We start from the raw sequence: 18,989 nt of genomic DNA on the forward strand, positions 1-18,989 counted from the left end.
GAATGGACTATTCCTTCTTCGTCGAGAAGGGCGCCGAGCTGCACAAGGACAAGATCACGCCCGAGCTGCTCGAAGAGATGGAAGGGATCGCGGCGGGCTACACCGCCGCGGGAGTGCCCACCACGCTCGACGACATCATCGGCTGGAATGCCTACATGGAGCTGACCGGCTACTGGTGGCCGGAGGTGGCCAGCCAGTATGCCAACAGCGCTCCCACCGGCAACCGCAAGAGTCATTGCAGCGCCTTCATCGCCACGGGAGACGCCACCGCCGATGGCCGGATCGTGATCGGTCACGAGTCGTTCACCGAGTTCTGGAACGGCCAGTACATGAACTTCATTCTGGACATCACACCCGACGACGGCTATCGGCTGGTCTACCAGGGGAGCCCGGGGTGGATCGCCAGCATGACCGACTTCTGGGTCACCGGCGGCGGTTTGGTAGTGGTGGAAACGACGATGGTCGGCTACCAGGGCTACGATGTCGACAAGGTGCCCGAATACGTGCGTGCGCGCACTGCCGGCCAATACGGCGAGAGCATCGACCATTGGGTTGAGCTGATGGACGCCGGGAACAACGGCGGCTACGCGAACATGTGGTTGATCGGCGATATCGCGACCGGCGAGATCGCCAACTACGAACAGGGTCTGATCTACCAGCTGCTGGAAAAGAAGACCGACGGCTACTTTTTCGGCGCGAACGCCCCGACCGACCCGCGCATCCGCAATCTGGAAAGCACCGACACCGGCTGGAGCGACGTGCGCCAGCAGACCGGCGCCCGCCGGGTCCGTTGGCCGCAGTTGCTCGATCAACACTATGGCGCGATCGACGCCAAGATCGGACAGACGATGCTGGCCGATACGTTCGATCCCTACCTGGGCTACATCAATCCGTCGTCCCGCACGATCTGCGCCCACTATGACGTGGATCCCATGGAATACGTCAGCGATCCAAACGCGGTCTGGAACGTCCCATTCACTCCAGCGGGTTCGGTCGAAGGCAAAGTCACGACCGCGGCCGACGCCGAGAACATGAGCATGTGGGGCCGCTTCGGACGGGCCGATGGCGGCCCGTTCGATGCAGGGGACTTCCTGCAACAGCACCCGCAGTGGAACTGGCAAGCAGGCTATTTGATCGACCGCCCGTCGCAGCCATGGACCTACTTCGCCGGGGATGGCGAGGTCGCGACCGAGGAGTAGCGACGCACGGCCCCGCCTACTCCACCTCTTCCAGAGCGGACAGATGCGGGTTCGTCAGGCGCAGGCTGTCACGGTCAGCGGTAACCGGGGCAATGATTTCCAGTTCGTCGGCGGCGGCGGAAAGGGCATGGCTGACGAACTCGCGGGTGCGGTCTTCTCTCGGGTTGTCGAAGATCTGTGACGGCGGCCCGATTTCGACGATGCGGCCAGCGTCGAGGAAGGCGATCCGGTCGGCGATCTCGCGCGCGAAGCCCATCTGGTGGGTCGCCATCATCATCGTCATACCAGCGCCGCGCAGCTCACGGATGAGCTGCATCACCCCGCCGATGGTCTCCGGGTCGAGCGATGAAGTGACCTCGTCGAGCAGGATCAGCTTCGGCTTGAGCGCCAATGCGCGGGCGATGGCCACGCGTTGTTGCTGACCGCCGGAAAGCCGGTCGGGATATTCGTTTGCCCGGTCTGGCAGCCCGATCCGATTGAGCAGTTCCAGCGCTTCCTCGCGCGCTTGCCGCTTCGGCACCTTCTGGACGTGAATCGGCGCCATGGTGATGTTTTCCAGCACCGTCCGGTGTGGAAAGAGGTTGAACGACTGGAAGACCATGCCGATTTCCTGGCGGACGCGGTCGGCATCGATCTTCGAAGAGGTGATTTCCCGATCCTCCAGCAGAATCCGACCCGACTGGATCTCTTCCAGCAGGTTGATGCAACGGAGCAGGGTCGATTTTCCGCACCCGGAACGCCCGATCAGGCAGATGACTTCGTGGGCGTCGACCGTCAAATCGACGTTCTGCAACACCAAATGATCGGCGTACGCCTTGTAGACGTGCTCGATTCGGAGCAAGGGCGACGACGCGCTCAATATGCACCTCCGGCCGAGCGGCGACGGGCGTCACGTTTCACCAGATAGTCCGTGAAGCGGGCCAGCGGCACCGTGATAGCAATGAAGAGCACCGCCGCGGTGAGATAGCTGGTGAAGTTGAAGTAGAGCCCCGAGTAGATCTGCGCTTGGCGGGTTGCTTCCAGCGGACCGATGACCGAGACGAGCGCGGTCTCCTTCTGCAAGGCAACGAATCCGCTCAAGAGGGGCGGAATCTGCCGCCGGATCGCCTGCGGCAGCACGACCATGCGCAGGGTCTGCAGATTCGAGAACCCGAGCGAACGAGCCGCGGCGCGCTGGCTGGGGTGGACCGAGTCGATCCCGGCGCGAAAGGTCTCCGCGGTGTACGCGGACGAGGTGAGAATGCAGGCGACCGTGCCCCAGAAGATCGGGTCTTTCGGTACTCCCTGCAGCCGCAACGCCGGCATGCCGAAGCCGAGCATGAGGATGACCAGGATGGCCGGGGCGCCACGGAAGAAGTCGGTGTAGACAACGGCAAACGCCCGCAAGGGAAAGAGCACCGGGCTGCGCGTCACCCGGATGAGCGCGATCAGCAAACCGATCGCCAGGATGAACGGCTCGGCGATCATGAAGATCTTGATATTGAGCTTGAAGCCGTCGAGCACCAGTGGCCACGCCGCTTTGAAGTTCGGCCAGCTCAAAAATGCCTGCCGAAACGACTCCCAACCGGTCGAATTCGAAAGGATGAACGCCACGATTGCCAGCAGCACGATCGAGCTAACCAGCGCGATGGCTATCGACTTCCAGAGCGCGCCCTGCTTCCAGGGCGGTACAGGCGTCAGCAACACCTGGATTTGCTCCGGACTCAACTCACCAGGCGCGGACGTGGCCGGCGCGCTCATTGCTCTCTCCTTGTGGATTCCGGCGTTCGCTCGGCGATCGATCTGCTGGGCAAGCCAGCGACCAGGCCCGATCCCGAGACCGCAACTGAGTATCTCATTCTCGCGAATGGGCGATGCGCGGACAACCACGAACCACCATCCGCCCGACTCGACCGGAGTTCGTTCCTGGCGTCACAGCCACAGGCGTCGCGTCGATCGACCATCGGGGACGCAGAACCGCAGCGGCTACTTCGACGGCGACGAGCGCTTCGCCGCCGAACCGGCGCCGTAGACCGGATTGACCGGGCCAAGCAGGACGTCGACGAAACGGTCGAGGAAGCGCTGCAGGTCGGCCTGGGGAATGATGCGTTTGGCGGGAATACCTTCCGTGTCGGGGGAGGGCGACGTGCGCCCGACCGCACGATGCCTGCCGTTGTAGGGTTCGACCACGATGGGACGTTCCACCACGTCCAGCGCCAGCGAGGGATCGATCGCCAGCGCCGCCGCGAGCGGATCGTGCATCGAGGCCGACCAGCGGCCCAGCCGTTCCTGATAGAAGTTGCAGTAGTAGGGCAGGATGGTCCAGGCAAAACGCGCCTGCGGCGTGGCGCCGTTCTTCAGGGCATCGAGATGCCGATCTTCCAGCGCGGCCCGGCGAGAGAGATCGATCGGCGTGATCGTCATGGGCGTGTCGGAGGAGAGCACCGCACGGGACGCTTCGGGATCGAAGTAAACATTCGCGTCGTTGTAATCGGGCACCGGCGGCGGATCGGGATAGTCCGACAGGGTGCCGAGATAGGTCACCGAACGGTAGCGTTTCAGGCTTTCGGGATCTTTCCGGAGCGCGCCGGCCAGGTTGGTCAATGACCCGACCGTGATCAGGTCGAGCTCGCCCGGGCGCTCCGCTCCAAGCCGCACCAGCTGATCGATGGCCGATTCGCCGGATACCTGGCCAACCGGTTCCGGAAGCCCGATATCGCCCAATCCATCGTACCCATGCACCTGGGGTGCGGCCAATGGCGGGTCGAGCGGGCTTTCCGGACCGAGCGCCACGGGCACGGTGGTCACACCCACCGCTTCCAGCGTACGCAGCGCGTTCCTGGCCGAATCGGCCGCGGAGCAGTTGCCATGGGTTGCGCCGATGGCGACCACCTCCACCTCCGGTTCGGAGAGGAGATAGAGGATCATCAGCGCATCGTCGATACCAACATCGACATCGAGCACAACAGCATGGCGATCGGTCATCCGGTTTCCTCACAGACGAAGCGGGCCAGCCGCTCACCCGGCCGGCCCGCTTCGTACTCGAACCTGTTCGAGGCTACTTGGTTATTTCGGGCAGATCCGCCGGGACCGGCAGCCACTCGGCGATCAGCGCGTCGAGCGTGCCATCGTCCTTCAGGGACTGAAGCGCCAGATTCACATAGGGAACGAGCTCGCTCCCCTTCTCGAAAACCATGCCCATATCGGTCTCACCGTCCGGCAGCACCCCAACTAATCCAAGCTGCGGGAACTGGGCGTCAGACACGACGAACTGGGCGATCTGCAACGACTGGAGATCGGCGTCGGTCTGGCCGTTTACCAGCGCCTGGATCGAGTCGGCATTCGTGTTGAAGATCAGCGGATCGTTATCCGGCTGGATGACCTCAGTGATGTAGGTGTAGTACACGGTGCCGACCTGGGCGCCAAACGTGTACTGCCTCAGGTCTTCCAGCGTCTTGGCCTCGAAGATCGGCGAACCGTCGACACCCAGCAGCACGAGCGGGGAGCCGTAATAGGGATCGCTGAAATCGACCGCTTCCTTGCGCGGCTCGGTGATCGAGACCTCGGTGATGTAAAAGTCGAAGTCCTTCGGGCCTGGGGCGTACGAGGTATTGAACGAGGTATAGCCCCAATCGACCTGATCGGCCGTGAAGCCGAGGCGTTCGGCAATCGCGTAGGTCAGCGCGCTTTCGAATCCCTGCCCGTTGGTGGGATCGTTGTCGATGAACCAGGGCGGATAGAGCGGCTGGTCGGCATGGACGGTTAGCCGACCGGCATTCTTGAGCGGAAGCTCATCGATGCTGGCGACCACCGGAGAGGCGGAGACTGCCGGTGTGGCATCTTGCGCGGCCACGCCGGAAAGCCGGCCGAGACCGCCGAGGGCAACGACCCCGGCTGCGGCCGGGATGAGTTTTCGTCTGGTAATCATTCCGTGGGAACCTCCGAGCGCGAACGACGATTCTCAGGACATTGTGGCGGCAACGCCTATTGCGCGATATTAGCATATGTAAATGAATAACTAAGATATTCTCGGCGTCGCTGGCAGCCGCCCAGTTTGCCCGCGACGAACTGTGCGCTCGGTATAGTTGCACAGAGTCGCGACTTTTTGGAGGGGGCGAATCCATGGCCGAGCGTGAGCTCTCGATCACGATCACCGATGATGGGCCGTACATCGTCCGGGGTGGAGTGCCGCTGGTATCTCGACATCCAGTCGAAAGCGCCGAGGGCGAACGATTGGCCTGGGATCCGGTCGGAGGAAAAACGGACCAATCGGAGCCGAAAGCGCGCTATGCCCTCTGCCGGTGCGGGAATTCGCAGAACAAGCCTTTCTGCGATGGCTCGCATGCCAGTGTCGGATTTCCCGACGCGGCACTGACCGCCGATCGAACACCGCGGAACGAGCGGGCCCGCTCGTTCGAGGCGGACACCATTGTGATGACCGACGACGAATCGCTTTGCGAGCATGCCGGATTCTGCAGCAACCGCGTGACCAATGTTTGGAAGATGATCCGCAAAAGCAACGATCCAGAGGTGCGGGACCGGCTGATCACCATGGTGTCGAATTGCCCATCGGGGCGGTTGGCAGTCGCGGAACCGGACGGAACCCCGATCGAACCGGGATTCGAGCCCTCGATCGCCACCGTGCCCAATGGTCCGCTCTGGGTGCGCGGCGGAATTCCGATCACGACCCAGGACGGTTTCACCTACGAAACGCGCAACCGCGTCACCCTCTGCCGGTGCGGCCAGTCGAAGAACAAACCCTTCTGCGACGGAACCCATGCAGAGATCGGCTTCGAAGCGCCGTAGCGAGGGCCAATCTCCGTAGTGGCGGGATCCATGCCCGCCCATCGCTCCGTAGTGGCGGGACCCGTGACCGCCAATCGCGCGCAGCGCGATAACAGACGCGCCGAACAACCATTCATCCGATCAGGTGGCCTGGCTATGGGACCATCCATGGCGGCCGCCGGCCGCTGGCGGCCACGGGTGCCGCCACTACGACCACGTTGGGTTCACGCGGCAGCGTCGAAGGAGCACGATGCAAAGATAGTCACCCTCGACTTATTCACGGACGCACGGAGATATGGGTTCTTGATCGGCTTGTCACCAAAAATGAAATCAACATGTCGTCCAAGGAGCAGTTCGATATCTTCGGCGAACCCAAAAAACCGATCGACAATCGCTGGACCATAGTCCAGGAAATCGATCACGAAGTCGACGTCGCTCGTTTCAGGATCGAACCGGTCCGGTCTGGTTGCAGAGCCGAACACTTCGAGCTTGCGCACACCGTGCTTCTCGCAAAGTGCGGTAATGGCGGGGAGGTTGTCGGTAATGAGGTCGATCATCGGACAATCCAATCGAGTACGTGTATCCGCTGATTCTACTCCGTGACGTAGGCCGGATTGACGGGTCCCAGCAGGCGCTCGACAAAGTAGTCCATGAAGCGCGGGACGTCGGCATCGTCGACGATGCGCTTGGGTGGCGCGCCTGCGACCGGTTCCGATTGTCCGTGCGCGTGGACCCGGTCCTTGTACGGTTCGAGCACGACCGAGCGCTGGACTTCGTGGGTGACGAACGAATCGTCGATGGCGACCGCACCGGCAATCGGATCGTGCATGCAGGCCGACCACCGCCCGATCCAGGGTTCGTAGAAGTTGCAATAGAACGGCAGAATGCTCCAGGCGAATTGGGCTTGCGGGGTATCGGCGCGCTCGATCGCATTTAGCTGCTCATCTGAAAGGATGGCGCGGTAGGAGAGATCGATGGGGATGACGGTGATGGGGCTGTCGGACGCAAAGACCGCGCGCGCCGCCTCCGGGTTGGAGAGCGTGTTGGCATCGTAGTAGTCATTGACCAGCTCTTTCGCCGGCGCAATCGACACGCCTCCCAACCAGGCAACCGAGCGGTACCGTTTCAACGATGCGGGATCGAGTTCCAGCGCGGCGGCGAGATTGGTGAGCGGGCCGACCGCGATCAGGTCGAGCTCTCCCGGACGCTCTCTTCCAAGCCGGACGAGCTGATCGGGCGCGGATTCTCCCGTAATGGCTCCCGACGGCAACGGCAAGCCCAGATCGGCCAGTCCGTCGAACCCATGCACATGGCTTGCCTGATGCGGCGGGTCGAGCGGGCTTTCCGGTCCGAGCGCCACCGGAACGTCATGCACGCCGCATGCCTCCAGCACCCGCAACGCATTCAGTGCGGCATCGGCGGCGGTGCAGTTTCCATGCGTGGAACCGACCGCAACGATCTCTACGGACGGTTCTCCCAGGAACATCAACATCATGAGCGCGTCATCGATGCCCACATCGACATCGAGCACCAGGTGTCGTCGTTCGCTCATGTCTTCGTCCCCTGTGATCTGTCAGTCAGAAAAGAACCGGTTGTACTCGGCGCCGGTTTCGAAACGGATGCCCTGCGCTATTCCGTCGATGATCGGCGTGAAGGCGAGCCAGTCGAAACTCGGCGGCTCTGCTCCAACCCGAAATCCGTCATCCTCCGGACGTAGCTCGTTCCCGTGGCCGTAGCTATCGAACAAGTAGAGCCTTCCGTCGCGGAGCACGACGCGCAGCGCCGGATACCACGGATTGTAGGATCGATAGAACCCGGTGAACCCCTCCCATTCGGGTGGATAAGAAGGCGATTCGGGAAGCTGCGCGCCCAACCGCGCAAAGGTCTCGCCGCCGTGGTGGAGTGTCACGATCGGGCCAGGTGCGTCGTCGTCTTCCACAGATGTATCGCGCACGGCTTCCAGGAGGAACCGGTCCCAGTCGGAATGCCCAACCGTCAGGGAATCGTTCGAGCGCCGGGAGGGGCGTTGGAGCGGGATTCGGTCATCGCCTTCGATCAGTGTCAACCCATCCTCGGCCAGGACGATCTCGATCTGCCGCCCGGCCGAATGCCATTCGCCCGCCCACGCATCCGCGCCGTCATACGAGCGCAGTGTTTCTGATGAGAGCTCAGGCAACGGGGCTCCGTCGATGGAGGCGACGACCAGCTTCCGCAGATCGTTGGTCATCATGTAGTCCGGCACCGCGCCATTGGCCAGCATCACGACGCAGATGCCGTTGGCGATATCGACCAGCAGATCGGATTCGTACCCGACCATATCGCCACCGTGACCGAGGAAAACCACCTCGCCCGAATCCTCATCCGTCCCCCAATAGAGACCGTAGCCATACTCCTCCTCGGCTGCCGGATCGGGAAGCCGGGCAGGATCGACCATGGCACGCAGTTGCTCCGGGGTCAGCACCGGGGACGTCTCGCCATTCCAGGTGCGAAGCAGGAATTCGGCGTAGCCGAGCATGTCCGAGATGTCCATCACGATGCTCCCCGCGCCGGAGGAGGTTTCCATCCAGGTGGCGGGATAGACCGGATCGCCGCTGCGCCAGGGCCGATCGTCGAACTGCCGCTTGTAGCCCATCGCCAGGGCGGACCGTTGGCTCGTGGTCACCGAGGCAGTGGAGGTGGCGAATCCCAGCGGCGCGAGCACCCGCTCGGTCAATATGCGGTCGAACGATTGCCCGGTGACCGCCTCGGCCAGCACCCCGAGCAGGCTGTAGCCAACATCGGAGTAGTGCCAATACGCACCGGGAGCCGCGACTCGCACATTGCGTAGCTCCCAGAGCTCCCAGAGGCTATCGGGCCGGTGGGCAAACCCGGTGGGAAGCCCGGCGGTGTGGCAGAGCAGGTGGTGCGCGGTGATCGGCGCATGCTCGGAGCGGACCGCGAACCAGGGCAGATAGTCGGTTATCGGCGCATGCAGGTCGATCTTGCCTTCGGCTTCGAGTTGCATGAAGACGATGCCGAGAGCGCACTTGCTGATCGATCCGATCTCGAACAGGGTCTCGTCGCGCACCGGGAACTGGGCGTCGCAGTTTGCGAACCCATAGGTGCGCAGGATCCGCCGTCCGTCGCGAGTGGCGATGCCGATCGCCATGCCCTGCGCTTCGGATTCGGTCAGGGTGCGTTGCGCGATCGCGTCGATTCGGTCGAACAGCATTGGGCGCTCCACGGTCAGCAGGCCGCGCGATGAATGGCGCCCAGCCCGGCGAAGGTAGCCTGTTCGGCGCGCGCCTCGGTCGTCATCTGGCCGGGTCCGCCGTAATCAGCGAATACGATGTTGATCGGGTTCGAGCGCTCGTAAATGCCACCGAATGCGCCGATGCCCTCCGAGAGCCGGTTCAGGAACGCGTGGCCGTAGATCTCGTTCATCAGCGTCGCGCTGGACCAGTCGAGCTGGAACTCAGCACGTTCTTCGATGGGAATCGACGCGTAGAGCGACTGCGCCAGGGCGGCAATCGTTTCCGGGCCCCCGCAGTCGCGTGCCTTGTCCAAGCCATCGTTCGTCAGGAGAATCACGATGCCATCCGGCAGCGCGGTGACCGAGCCGATGTACTGGGCGCTGGGATCGTCGGGATCTGGGCACGCCACATTTGGTCCGGAACCGCAATCGGCGGCGGGCGCATCTTGCGCGCGCACGAAACCCGGCCAGGAAAGCAGGAGCAATGCGCCCATCACCGCCAACAGGAGGGAGAAGAGCGTTGCGCGCAGGAACGGGGAAAGAACTGAACTCATCGATGATCACCCACGTTTCGAGAGATGGGGAGCCTCGCATGACGCGAGGCTCCCCGTCGAAGATACCGTATTGTGTCTTGTCTATTCGTATCTGAGCGCTTCGGCCGGGACGATGCGCGCGGCCTGCCGCGCCGGGAGCCAGGTGGTGATCAGGGAAGCGACCACCGCCAGCGCGAGCACGATGCCAATCGTGTTCCAGGGGACCGTGAAGTCGATCCCGCCCGTGGCGCCCATTTGATTTCCGGTCAGCAAGTTGCGCGCCAGCGCGATGCCCAGCACCGTTCCCGAAAGCACGCCCACTCCAACGATGAAGCCGGCTTCGATCAGGAACGACCAGGAGACCATGCCGCGTTGGAACCCAATCGCGCGCAGAACGCCGATCTGCTGGCGACGCTCGATCACGTTTCGGAACGAGATCACGCCGATGGCCGCGATACCGACGATCAGTCCAAGGGCCATGAACGATTCCAGGATGCGGAAGAACCCCGCGTTTTCCTCCTGATCGTCGTGCAGCTGCTCCTGGATCGAGATCGCCTTGACGCCGCTCGAAAGGAGCACGGACTGGATGTCGCGCGCCGTCTCGGCTGCCTGATCGGGGTCGGAGACCTTGATCAGATAGCGGGTGTCGATCTCGTCGCCCAAGATCGGTGCTGCGGTCGCGTCGCTGGTGTAGATGCCGACGAAGTCCGAGAGCTTCGGCGAAATGACCCCAATGATGCGCACGGTCTGTGGTGTCCCGTCCCCATTGCGAACTTGCAGTTCGACCGGGGCGAACCCTTGCTCGTCGGCCTCGATGCCATCGAACAGCTTCGCCAGATTCGGATCGTCCATTCCGCTGGGGATGAAACCATCGACCACGGCCACGCCAGGTTCGCTGCGTAGCGCTTCGACAATGGCCGCATCGCTTTCATATCCCGCGGCCCGTCCGATGAATACCCACTCGGCGCCGTCGATGTACGCCTCGTCCATGCCGCTGAAATCGACCCCGTACCAGGAGGAATCGCCGGGCTGCGCCACCTGGCCGTCGGCAGTAGTCGATTGGACGCCAATGTCGACGATGGTCGAGGAATCGATGCCACCCTGGGCAAGCGTCGACTCCAGATTGGGAACAGGGTCTTTGTCGCCCGTGGCTGCCTCGATATCCCAACCGGCGCCGGCAGCGTCGCTCAGGAACGCGCGCTCGAAGTTGAGATTGATGGTGGCGATCAACACCAGCGAGAAAACGATCAAGCTGAACATGGCGATGGTCATGCCGGTGCGGCTGCGGGCCGCGCCCGGATAGGCGACGCCCAGCTTGAGCGCGGCGCCCCGCGAGCGGAAGACCGAGCCAAGCCGCGACACCAGCCCGAGCAGCGCGCGATCGTTCTGCATGATGACCAGCGTGGCCGAGATGACGAGGAAGATGCCGGAGACGAAGAACATCTCGAAGTTGCCTTCGTACTCGCCGAAGATGCGGGTGAACTGATCGTCCGGCAGCAACCAGAAGACGAGCAGCAACACCCCGGCGCCGGTGAAGGCGATACGGCCGGGAAGGCCAACCTGCCGCAGGATCAGCGCGACGGCGAGGATCAACAGACTGATTCCGGTGGTGAACGGCATAGCCGACCCGGACGAGACGCCCTGCATGGTCAACAGCACGCCACCAGCCAGCAGCAATCCCTGCCAGAGGAAGGTTTTCCACGAACGCCGCCGATGCGAGGCATCGGGCAAGTCACGCACAGCCGCGACGATGTTGAGCCGGCTGATCCGCCATGAGGAGATCACGACCGCCAGGAAGGTGATCACCACACCCAGGCAGTACCCGGCGATGACGCTGGTGGCCGAGATCGAGGTTTCGACATGCGCGTACTTTCCGAAGACCGAGGCAAACGAGCGCGCGATGGCATGAGCAACACCCACGCCGAGGGCGGAGCCCACGAGACCGGCGAGCAGCGCGTACAACGCTCCTTCGCTCATGAACTGCTGCACCAGCGAGCTGCGCTGCGCGCCAACTGCCCGCGCCATGCCCATCTCCGAGCGGCGCTCGGCCGCCAGCATGGTGAAGATCAGCAGGATGAGCAGGATTCCAGCCGAGATCGAGAAGAGCCCTACCACCAGGAAGAGCCCGGTGAAGACACTGGCGATCTCATTGGCGATGTCGAGCCACCCCTGCTTGAGTGAATTGATGGTCAACCCGAGCGAATCGACCGCAGGCCGCAGGGCCTTCTTGACCGCGTCATCCCGGTCGAGTCCATCCTCGACGCCACCCGTGTTCGAGAGCGCAATCCCGCTGATCTGCCCGTCCATGCCGGTCAGCTCTTGCAACGCGCCGAGGGTCATCGCCATTCCGGCGATCTCTTCACCGGTTTCGTTGTCGCGGCGCATCCCGGAGAGATAGCTGTTTTCCGCGATCGCGGCGATGGTGAATGTCTGGCTGGATCCGTTGGTGAAGAGTTCCACCTGATCGCCGGAAGCGGCGCCCAGCTCATCAGCGGCAGACTGGCTCAGCACCACCGAACCAGCAGGCAAACTGGCGAGATCGATCGTATCGCCATTCGTGGCGGTCAACCCGCCCACCGAACCGACCGTCGCGGGATCGAGCCCAACGGCGACCAGTTCCGGCGACCCGATGCCACTTGCCAGTTCGCGCGCGGAAACCCGGCGTTCCAGCATGGGGCTGGCGCCGTCGATCAACTCTTCACCGTCGATGGTGGGCTGGAGTTCGGTCCAGGCTGTGGCCGGGATCGTGGAGGTAAAGCTGTTGCCATCGAGCTCTTCGTCGATCGGATTGGCAACGAATTGATCGATCGTCCCAAGCTGCCCGTAGACCTCAGAAGTCATCGAGCCATTGACCGTATCGCCCGTGCCGAGCGCAGCAGTGACGATCAGGGTACTCAACATCAGTCCAAAGACGATCAGCGCAGTTTGCGCCTTGCGGCGAGGAATATTGCGGGCGCCAATGCGGAAGATCACGCGGCGGCGCAGGTAGACCCAGGCAACCGAGAGCAAACTCAGGACGAGCATTGCCGCCAGTACCAGCACGATAGTCGACATAGGAATTCCGAATAGCTCAGTCATGTTGGATGTCCTCTACCTTGTGTGGAAATAGGAAATGGGAAATAGGAAATGGAACAGTGTTGGGAGAACGGTGGGAGCGAGGCTGTTGGATCTATTTCCTATTTCCTATCTCCCATTTCCGCTCGTCAAACCGCCAACGCGCCCACCGGCTGATAGGTCTCCCGGGTGACGCCGACCGGAGCGAACCGATCGCGCACGATGGCGGTGGCAGCGGCCGGTTCGATCAATCCGTCGCGCATGCGCACGATCCGGTCGCAACGATCGCCGATGGTCTGATCGTGAGTAACGATCACCGTGGTCAGACCGGTCTGCAGATTGAGCGCGCGCAGCAGGCTGATGATGTCGTCAGCGGTATGTGAGTCGAGCGCGCCGGTTGGTTCGTCGGCCCAAACGATTGCCGGGTTGTTGACCAGCGAGCGGGCGATCGTGACACGCTGGCGTTGTCCGCCGGACATCTCTGCTGGGCGGTGATTCGCCCAATCGGAGAGTCCGACCTTCGCCAACGCCTCTTCCGCTTTCCCACGCGCCTCCGACGGCTTCACACCCGAAACGAGCAAGGGAAGCTCGACATTCTCGACCGCGCTCAGCACCGGCAGGAGGTTGTACACCTGAAAGATGAACCCCATGCGGTGCGCGCGGTAGCGGGTCCGTTTCTTGTCCCCCATCTTCGCCAGGTCGTTGCCGTCCAGAATGATCTGTCCGCTATCGACACTGTCCAGCCCCGACAGACAGTTGAGCAGCGTGGTCTTGCCACACCCGGACGGACCCATGACCGCCACCATCTCGCCCCGTTGGACTGAAAAGTCGATTTGTTTGAGGGCTTCCACCTTGGCGGAGCCGGTGTCGTACGTTTTGACTACGTGCGACGCCTGAATGATGGCGCCATCGATGGGGACAATCGGTTGGTTTCGTTTCCAGAATCGCATTTGGATTCACCTCACTTCGCTTCAATTCGCTTATGGCCGCTCCTCGTGTCGACCCACCATCGATGCTAGGGAACGTTGCTCAACAGGCAATTGGCGCAAACCTCAACAGTTCCTCAACGGCCGATAGCCATTCGGTCAGATGCGCGAAATGGGCTTGGAAAGTGCAAATTCCCCTTCGATAATGGGCGCACAGGCGGAATTCGCCGCCAGATGAGATCTCGCATGAGCGACGAACGCACCACTGTCCTTGTCGTAGACGACGAACCCGAGATCGTCTTACTGATGAGCGACTTTCTGCGCGCCGAGGGCTACCAGGTGGTGACGGCCAGCGACGGCTCCGAAGCCCTGACCGCGCTGCAACGACAGCCGGTGCACTGCATGCTGCTGGACATCATGATGCCGGGCATGTCCGGCTTCGATCTGCTGCGCACCGTGCGGGAGCGCGGTGACATACCCGTGCTCATCCTGAGCGCGCGCATGGACGACAGCGACAAGATTCGCGGGCTTGGACTCGGGGCCGATGACTACATCGTGAAATCGGCCACCCCGGCCGAGGTGGTGGCGCGGGTGAAAGCCGTCTTGCGACGTTCACGTCCCAGCACGGTTCCGGCACGCAAGACTCTGGAGTTCGATCACCTGTCCATCGACGTCCAGGCCCGTGAGGTGCGCCGGGATGGCCGGTTGGTTCCGCTCACCGCGCGAGAGTTCGATCTCCTCAAGCTTCTCGCCGAGCATCCGCGTCAGGTCTTCAGCCGCGACCAGCTTTTCGACCGCCTGTGGGATTCGTATGGCGACCAGCACACGGTAACGGTCCATATCGGCCGCTTGCGCGACAAGCTGGAACGCGATCCATCGCATCCCGAGCTGATCGTGACGGTCTGGGGCGCCGGATACCGCTTCGACGGGCGGCCTGCCTGATGGACGCCTCTACGGGACCGGTGCGCAAATGGTCGGTCCGGTTGCTGGACTGGCTCGTCTGGCGGCCGATTGCCTGGTGCACCAAACAATGCTACCGGCTGACCCGCTGGGCGGTGAGCCCACGAGTCTGGTTCCGCTTCTTTAGTTGGTTACGGCTTTCCAGTATCTCTCTCCGGCGCTGGCTCTTCATCGCGCTTCTGGTGCTGATGATTCTTCCCGGTATTGGCGCCGGCATGGTGGCCATCGGGATTACGTTCTTCGACCGTCCAGAAGCGACTGCCACCGAGCGGATGCTGCGGGAATCTGGCGCGCAATGGGACGACCCGGCCTGGCAAGCCGCGCTCGAAGCCCAGGCGAAGAAGGACGACGCGCAGATCGTGCTCTATCAGGACGGAGAGCCGATCTTCCGTTCCGAAGGAGTCTCGCTCCCCTTCACGGGAGACGAAGGCGGGATGATCACCATCGTTCCGAGCTCAACAACGGACCAATCGGCGGCGATTCGATACCTCAGCGATCCCAACGATACCCGTTATCTCCCGGTGCCGATCTCCTATTTCATCTTCCTGGCGTTGACGTTCATCGGCATTGCCATCTTTTTCGGGCGGAGCGTGGTCAAACCGCTGGCCGCCACCAGCGATGCCGCGAGCGAGGTGGCCGGCGGGAACCTCGATATCTCCCTTCCGCGCTCGCGCGTGCGGGAGGTGCGTGAGCTCAATGCCGCGTTCGAGGGGATGGCGTCCGAGCTGAAAGAATCGCTCGAACACGAAGCCAAGCTCGAAGCGGAGCGCAAGCAGTTCATCAGCGCCATCGTGCACGATCTGCGCACCCCCCTCTTCGCGTTGCGCGGATCGTTCGAGGCGATCGAAACCGGGGTGGCCGATACCCAGGAAAAGCAGAAGTACTACTTTCAGCTTGCCCGGGAACGCGCCGACACGCTGGACCGGATGATCACCGATCTCTTCGAGTTCACCCGGCTGGAGTACCTGGATCAGGAGCCGGTGCGCGAGCCGCTGGACTTTGGGGCGCTGGTCGAACGTGTGGCCGAAACGCTGCAACCCCGCGCCGCCGAGCAGGAGAGCACGATCTTGCTCGATGTCCGCCCCGATCTGTGCGAGATCTCGGCCGACGCGCATCTGCTGACCCGCGCGATCGACAATCTGATCGACAATGCGATCCGCTACGCCGGTCCCAACAGCACGATCTGGATCGAGGCGCTGTCCACTCCCGGCTCGGTCGTCTTCAGCGTTGCCGACGACGGCCCAGGCATCCCGGCCGCAGACCTGCCGAACCTGTTCACACCCCTCTTCCGCGGCGAATCGTCCCGCAACCGCAAGACCGGCGGCGCAGGGCTCGGCCTGACCATCGCGCGCAACATCTTCCTGGCCCACGGTGGCACATTGACCGCCCGGAATCGGACACCCAACGGGGCGATGTTCATCGGGTCATTGCCGTGCGGTTCGGGCGCCCCCACCAAGTAGCGCTCGGGCGCGTGTTACCTCGATTCAGGATCAGCACAGCTTCCATACGCGAAACACCACGCTTCGAGCATGTCGAGGCACTCACTCAAATGCGGCCATTCTTCCCGCGTCAGTTCTCGCGGAAGCCCCAGTTCGTCTCCGGTAACCGGATCGAAGACATGTTGCTCGTGCACACCATGGGCATTGTCGAACCGAAAGATGGCACGGTGCTCAGGGAACGAAACACCGCCGTGGTAAGCGTAGTCAACGGTTTCGACCCAACCATTGGCAAGAACCGCAATCGTCTTGTCCACTTTCAGAAAGGTGTACCCCTTGCAGCGAAGCAATCCCTGGATGTAGATGTCTCCGTCTTCTCCAAGATACGGTCCGCGCAGGAGATTCTCTTCGATGAACAGAAATGATCACGGTCCCGGAGCTGCTTTTCGTGAAGCACGACAAAGTTCTCGAACGAATTGGGACCGTGCTTATCGCGTCGAATCACGCTCGATCGATCATCCGATTCAGTCGATTGATGTCGAGCAACCAGGAACAAACCTCGAACGTTTCGTAGATCTGGCCGGAGCGCACCGCCGCGTGCGCCTCTTTCCAGGACACGCCGTATTCCACTTCACCAGCGTGGATGCGGTGGAAGAGCTGGTGCATTTGGTCCAGCATGTAGGCAGGATCGTTCCGCTGCTCTTCGAGGCGGCGAATGGTTTCAGCGACTTTTGCCTCGAGCTCGCGATCGACAGTCGTGCTCATTACGGTGCGTCCTTCTGCGACATTCCCGATGGTCCACTCTGCGTTGGAATGTCGAATCCCGTTCATTATGAAACAGTGCGGGCGGGAACGGTAGACCTGGGCATTTGCTGCGGTCGACATCTTCAACAGCGACTGCGGCACAATTGGGACATCGAGTTTGCGGCGCGTGGAGAGATGGCATCCCCTATGACATTGGTACGGAAAGCTGGCGCCGGGGCAATCATCGCAGCCGGGTTTGCGGGGGTGAATGCCCTCAAACAGAAGGTGACCTATCCCAAACCGCCGGCGTTCTACGATCCACCAAGCGTGCTGGGCACAGGCGAGCCGGGCGAGATCGTGCGCATCGAGGAAATTCCGTGGACGATGCGCACGCCGGGATGGCGCATGCTCTATCGCTCCACCGATGTGCACGGCAGGCCATCCATCGTCTCCGGGCTGATGGTCGCGCCAGCGGGCACTCCATCCGAAGAGGGCTGGCCAGTCGTCGCAGTAGCCCATGGCACGGCCGGGTTGCCGCGTGGCGCCGCGCCGTCGATGACGATCGACGCCAACTCGGACGAAACCAACTACACCTACGCGAACAACATCAAGCCGTTTCTCGACGCCGGCTATGCGGTCGCCTACACCGACTATCAGGGGCTCGGCGCGCCAGGCGGGCATTCCTATCTGGTCGGCACGGTCGAAGCAGCGAACGTGCTCGACAGCGTGCGGGCGATCCGGAGGTTTTCGGGGATCCCGGTGTCGGATCGACTGATCGTTTGGGGACATTCGCAGGGTGGGCATGCGGCCGCATTCGCGGTGGAGGAAGCGCCAGGCTACGCTCCGGAACTCGAAATCGCCGGCGCGGTGCTGGTGGCTCCGGCAGCCGAATTACGGCTGATCCTGGACGCCGTGCTGGATTCGAAACAACGCACCTACATGAGCATTCTCGTCATGGTCAGCGTCGCGAGCTGGATCGACGCCTACCCAGCGCTCAAGAAAGACGATGCGCTCAAGACTCCCGGATCGTTGCTCCTCTCTCCCAGCGCTGAAGTGCTGCGCATGAAATACGGCGCGTTCACCCTGCGGCCTTTCCTGCCCGATCAGCTCTTCCGCGCCGACGTGATCGAGAAATGGGCGCCGTATTTCGACCGCAATACGGCCGGCCAGAGACCGCTGGGTGTGCCGATCCTGGTTCAACAGGGCGATGCCGACGAGGTCATTCCGGCGGCATCGAATCAGCGCTTCGTCGAACGGCTCGAGGCCCAGGGTGAGGATGCGACCCTCACGATCTACCCAGGACGAACGCATACCGACGTGCTGGAGCCGGGCACGCCAGACGCCATCGCCTGGATGCGCGAGCGCGTTCCCTAACCTGACCAGTTCCCAATGGCCACTTTCGGTGGTACTGTGTGAGTGGGCAAGCGATCCCTGCTTTGGACGTCACATTGCGGCAGGGGCGCCGGCCATTCGAGCACTCACGGCTGCCGCAGCGGCATCGCTGCTGGACGCCGGTCGGAAATGGATACGCTGAGCCATCGTGATTGGTGCTGTATCCGTAGTCAGACACGATGGCTTTCACCGGTTCGATCGATCGGCACCGGTCACCAATCCACTGCGGCACGCCGAACGTGCGCTGCCGGTCAGCATCGCTCACGGGAAATTCGCTTGCCCCAAAGGGTGACGCGCTGGACACCACCGTCCAGTCTGTTGCAAACCCTGCCGGAAGTGCGAGTTCCCCATGCACACAATCCAGTCGAACCCGAAATCCATAGACCGATTCCACCCAACGAACAGCGGAGTATCGGGTCAAGCGCTCATTGCGCTGATACTCGCGCTGCTCACTGGTCTGACACTCGGCCAACTGGCGCTCGTTGGGGGTAACTCTTTCGAGTGGGCGCCTGCAAGGTCGACCGAGGCAACGCGTACTGGCCTGGCGTTCTACGATGCGCTGGCGGTCTACCTGGCAACGGGGAAATCCGCCGAACTCCGAGCGGTCGTGCATCCAGATCTCGTCGACCATACCGGCGGGCACCCGGCAACGAACGGGGTCGAAGAGTTTCTGGTCCAGTTCGATCCGCTGCGCGCCCCGGCTCCCCAAGCTGAATGGACTGCGAAATCGATCTCTTCCAATGGCGATC

18 protein-coding genes are annotated in these 18,989 nt (G+C 62.4%); 7 read left to right on the top strand and 11 right to left on the bottom strand.

The window, feature by feature from the left end:
• Positions 1-1,199 (top strand): C45 family autoproteolytic acyltransferase/hydrolase (locus tag R2855_18840; GenBank protein MEZ4533057.1); only part of this gene is annotated, 1,199 nt, incomplete at its 5' end.
• 16 nt (positions 1,200-1,215) lie between these two features.
• Here R2855_18840 and R2855_18845 read toward each other — a convergent pair.
• From R2855_18845 to R2855_18860, 4 genes are all read right to left on the bottom strand, one after another.
• Entirely contained in the window at positions 1,216-2,058 is an 843-nt protein-coding gene (locus tag R2855_18845; protein ID MEZ4533058.1) for an amino acid ABC transporter ATP-binding protein, read from the bottom strand.
• Positions 2,055-2,939: an amino acid ABC transporter permease gene (locus R2855_18850; protein MEZ4533059.1), complete on the bottom strand. Its 885-nt coding sequence runs from the start codon at positions 2,937-2,939 to the stop codon at positions 2,055-2,057. Before R2855_18850 ends, R2855_18845 begins: the two co-directional genes overlap by 4 nt.
• Positions 2,940-3,164: 225 nt before the next feature.
• Positions 3,165-4,163, bottom strand: a complete 999-nt coding sequence (locus R2855_18855) for a nucleoside hydrolase (GenBank protein ID MEZ4533060.1) — start codon at positions 4,161-4,163, stop codon at positions 3,165-3,167.
• Positions 4,164-4,236: 73 nt separating this feature from the next.
• A complete protein-coding gene (locus tag R2855_18860) occupies positions 4,237-5,106 on the bottom strand; it encodes a transporter substrate-binding domain-containing protein (GenBank protein ID MEZ4533061.1) in 870 nt (289 codons plus the stop codon).
• A gap of 194 nt (positions 5,107-5,300) precedes the next feature.
• On the opposite strand from R2855_18860, the gene R2855_18865 reads away from it, so the two are divergent.
• Entirely contained in the window at positions 5,301-5,984 is a 684-nt protein-coding gene (locus R2855_18865) for a CDGSH iron-sulfur domain-containing protein (GenBank protein MEZ4533062.1), read from the top strand.
• Between the two features lie 203 nt (positions 5,985-6,187).
• Here R2855_18865 and R2855_18870 read toward each other — a convergent pair whose 3' ends face one another.
• The 6 genes from R2855_18870 to R2855_18895 all read right to left on the bottom strand — a co-directional run bounded on the left by R2855_18870 (position 6,188) and on the right by R2855_18895 (position 13,732).
• Positions 6,188-6,520: a nucleotidyltransferase domain-containing protein gene (locus R2855_18870; protein ID MEZ4533063.1), complete on the bottom strand. Its 333-nt coding sequence runs from the start codon at positions 6,518-6,520 to the stop codon at positions 6,188-6,190.
• Between the two features lie 35 nt (positions 6,521-6,555).
• Positions 6,556-7,515: a nucleoside hydrolase gene (locus R2855_18875; GenBank protein ID MEZ4533064.1), complete on the bottom strand. Its 960-nt coding sequence runs from the start codon at positions 7,513-7,515 to the stop codon at positions 6,556-6,558.
• Between the two features lie 21 nt (positions 7,516-7,536).
• The gene (locus R2855_18880; GenBank protein ID MEZ4533065.1) at positions 7,537-9,174 is read right to left on the bottom strand and encodes a serine hydrolase domain-containing protein; all 1,638 of its coding nucleotides are present in this window, start codon (positions 9,172-9,174) and stop codon (positions 7,537-7,539) included.
• 14 nt (positions 9,175-9,188) lie between these two features.
• Positions 9,189-9,749 (bottom strand): hypothetical protein, encoded by a 561-nt coding sequence (locus R2855_18885; GenBank protein MEZ4533066.1) that lies wholly within the window; start codon positions 9,747-9,749, stop codon positions 9,189-9,191.
• An 81-nt stretch (positions 9,750-9,830) separates the two neighbouring features.
• Positions 9,831-12,806 (bottom strand): FtsX-like permease family protein, encoded by a 2,976-nt coding sequence (locus R2855_18890; protein ID MEZ4533067.1) that lies wholly within the window; start codon positions 12,804-12,806, stop codon positions 9,831-9,833.
• A 125-nt stretch (positions 12,807-12,931) separates the two neighbouring features.
• A complete protein-coding gene (locus R2855_18895; protein MEZ4533068.1) occupies positions 12,932-13,732 on the bottom strand; it encodes an ABC transporter ATP-binding protein in 801 nt (266 codons plus the stop codon).
• Between the two features lie 222 nt (positions 13,733-13,954).
• Between R2855_18895 and R2855_18900 the strand changes: the two genes are divergently transcribed.
• The 3 genes from R2855_18900 to R2855_18910 all read left to right on the top strand — a co-directional run bounded on the left by R2855_18900 (position 13,955) and on the right by R2855_18910 (position 16,529).
• Complete coding sequence (locus R2855_18900) at positions 13,955-14,650, top strand: response regulator transcription factor (GenBank protein MEZ4533069.1); 696 nt, start codon at positions 13,955-13,957, stop codon at positions 14,648-14,650.
• Positions 14,650-16,128, top strand: a complete 1,479-nt coding sequence (locus R2855_18905; protein ID MEZ4533070.1) for a HAMP domain-containing sensor histidine kinase — start codon at positions 14,650-14,652, stop codon at positions 16,126-16,128. Before R2855_18900 ends, R2855_18905 begins: the two co-directional genes overlap by 1 nt.
• Before the next feature lie 158 nt (positions 16,129-16,286).
• Complete coding sequence (locus R2855_18910; protein ID MEZ4533071.1) at positions 16,287-16,529, top strand: hypothetical protein; 243 nt, start codon at positions 16,287-16,289, stop codon at positions 16,527-16,529.
• Between the two features lie 76 nt (positions 16,530-16,605).
• On the opposite strand, the gene R2855_18915 is transcribed toward R2855_18910, so the two are convergent.
• Entirely contained in the window at positions 16,606-16,869 is a 264-nt protein-coding gene (locus R2855_18915; protein ID MEZ4533072.1) for a hypothetical protein, read from the bottom strand.
• A 186-nt stretch (positions 16,870-17,055) separates the two neighbouring features.
• On the opposite strand from R2855_18915, the gene R2855_18920 reads away from it, so the two are divergent.
• Both R2855_18920 and R2855_18925 read left to right on the top strand, forming a co-directional pair.
• Positions 17,056-18,222 (top strand): alpha/beta fold hydrolase, encoded by a 1,167-nt coding sequence (locus R2855_18920; protein MEZ4533073.1) that lies wholly within the window; start codon positions 17,056-17,058, stop codon positions 18,220-18,222.
• Between the two features lie 367 nt (positions 18,223-18,589).
• Positions 18,590-18,989 (top strand): hypothetical protein (locus R2855_18925; GenBank protein ID MEZ4533074.1); only part of this gene is annotated, 400 nt, incomplete at its 3' end.

This window comes from Thermomicrobiales bacterium (assembly GCA_041390825.1).
Lineage (GTDB): Bacteria > Chloroflexota > Chloroflexia > Thermomicrobiales > UBA6265 > JAMLHN01.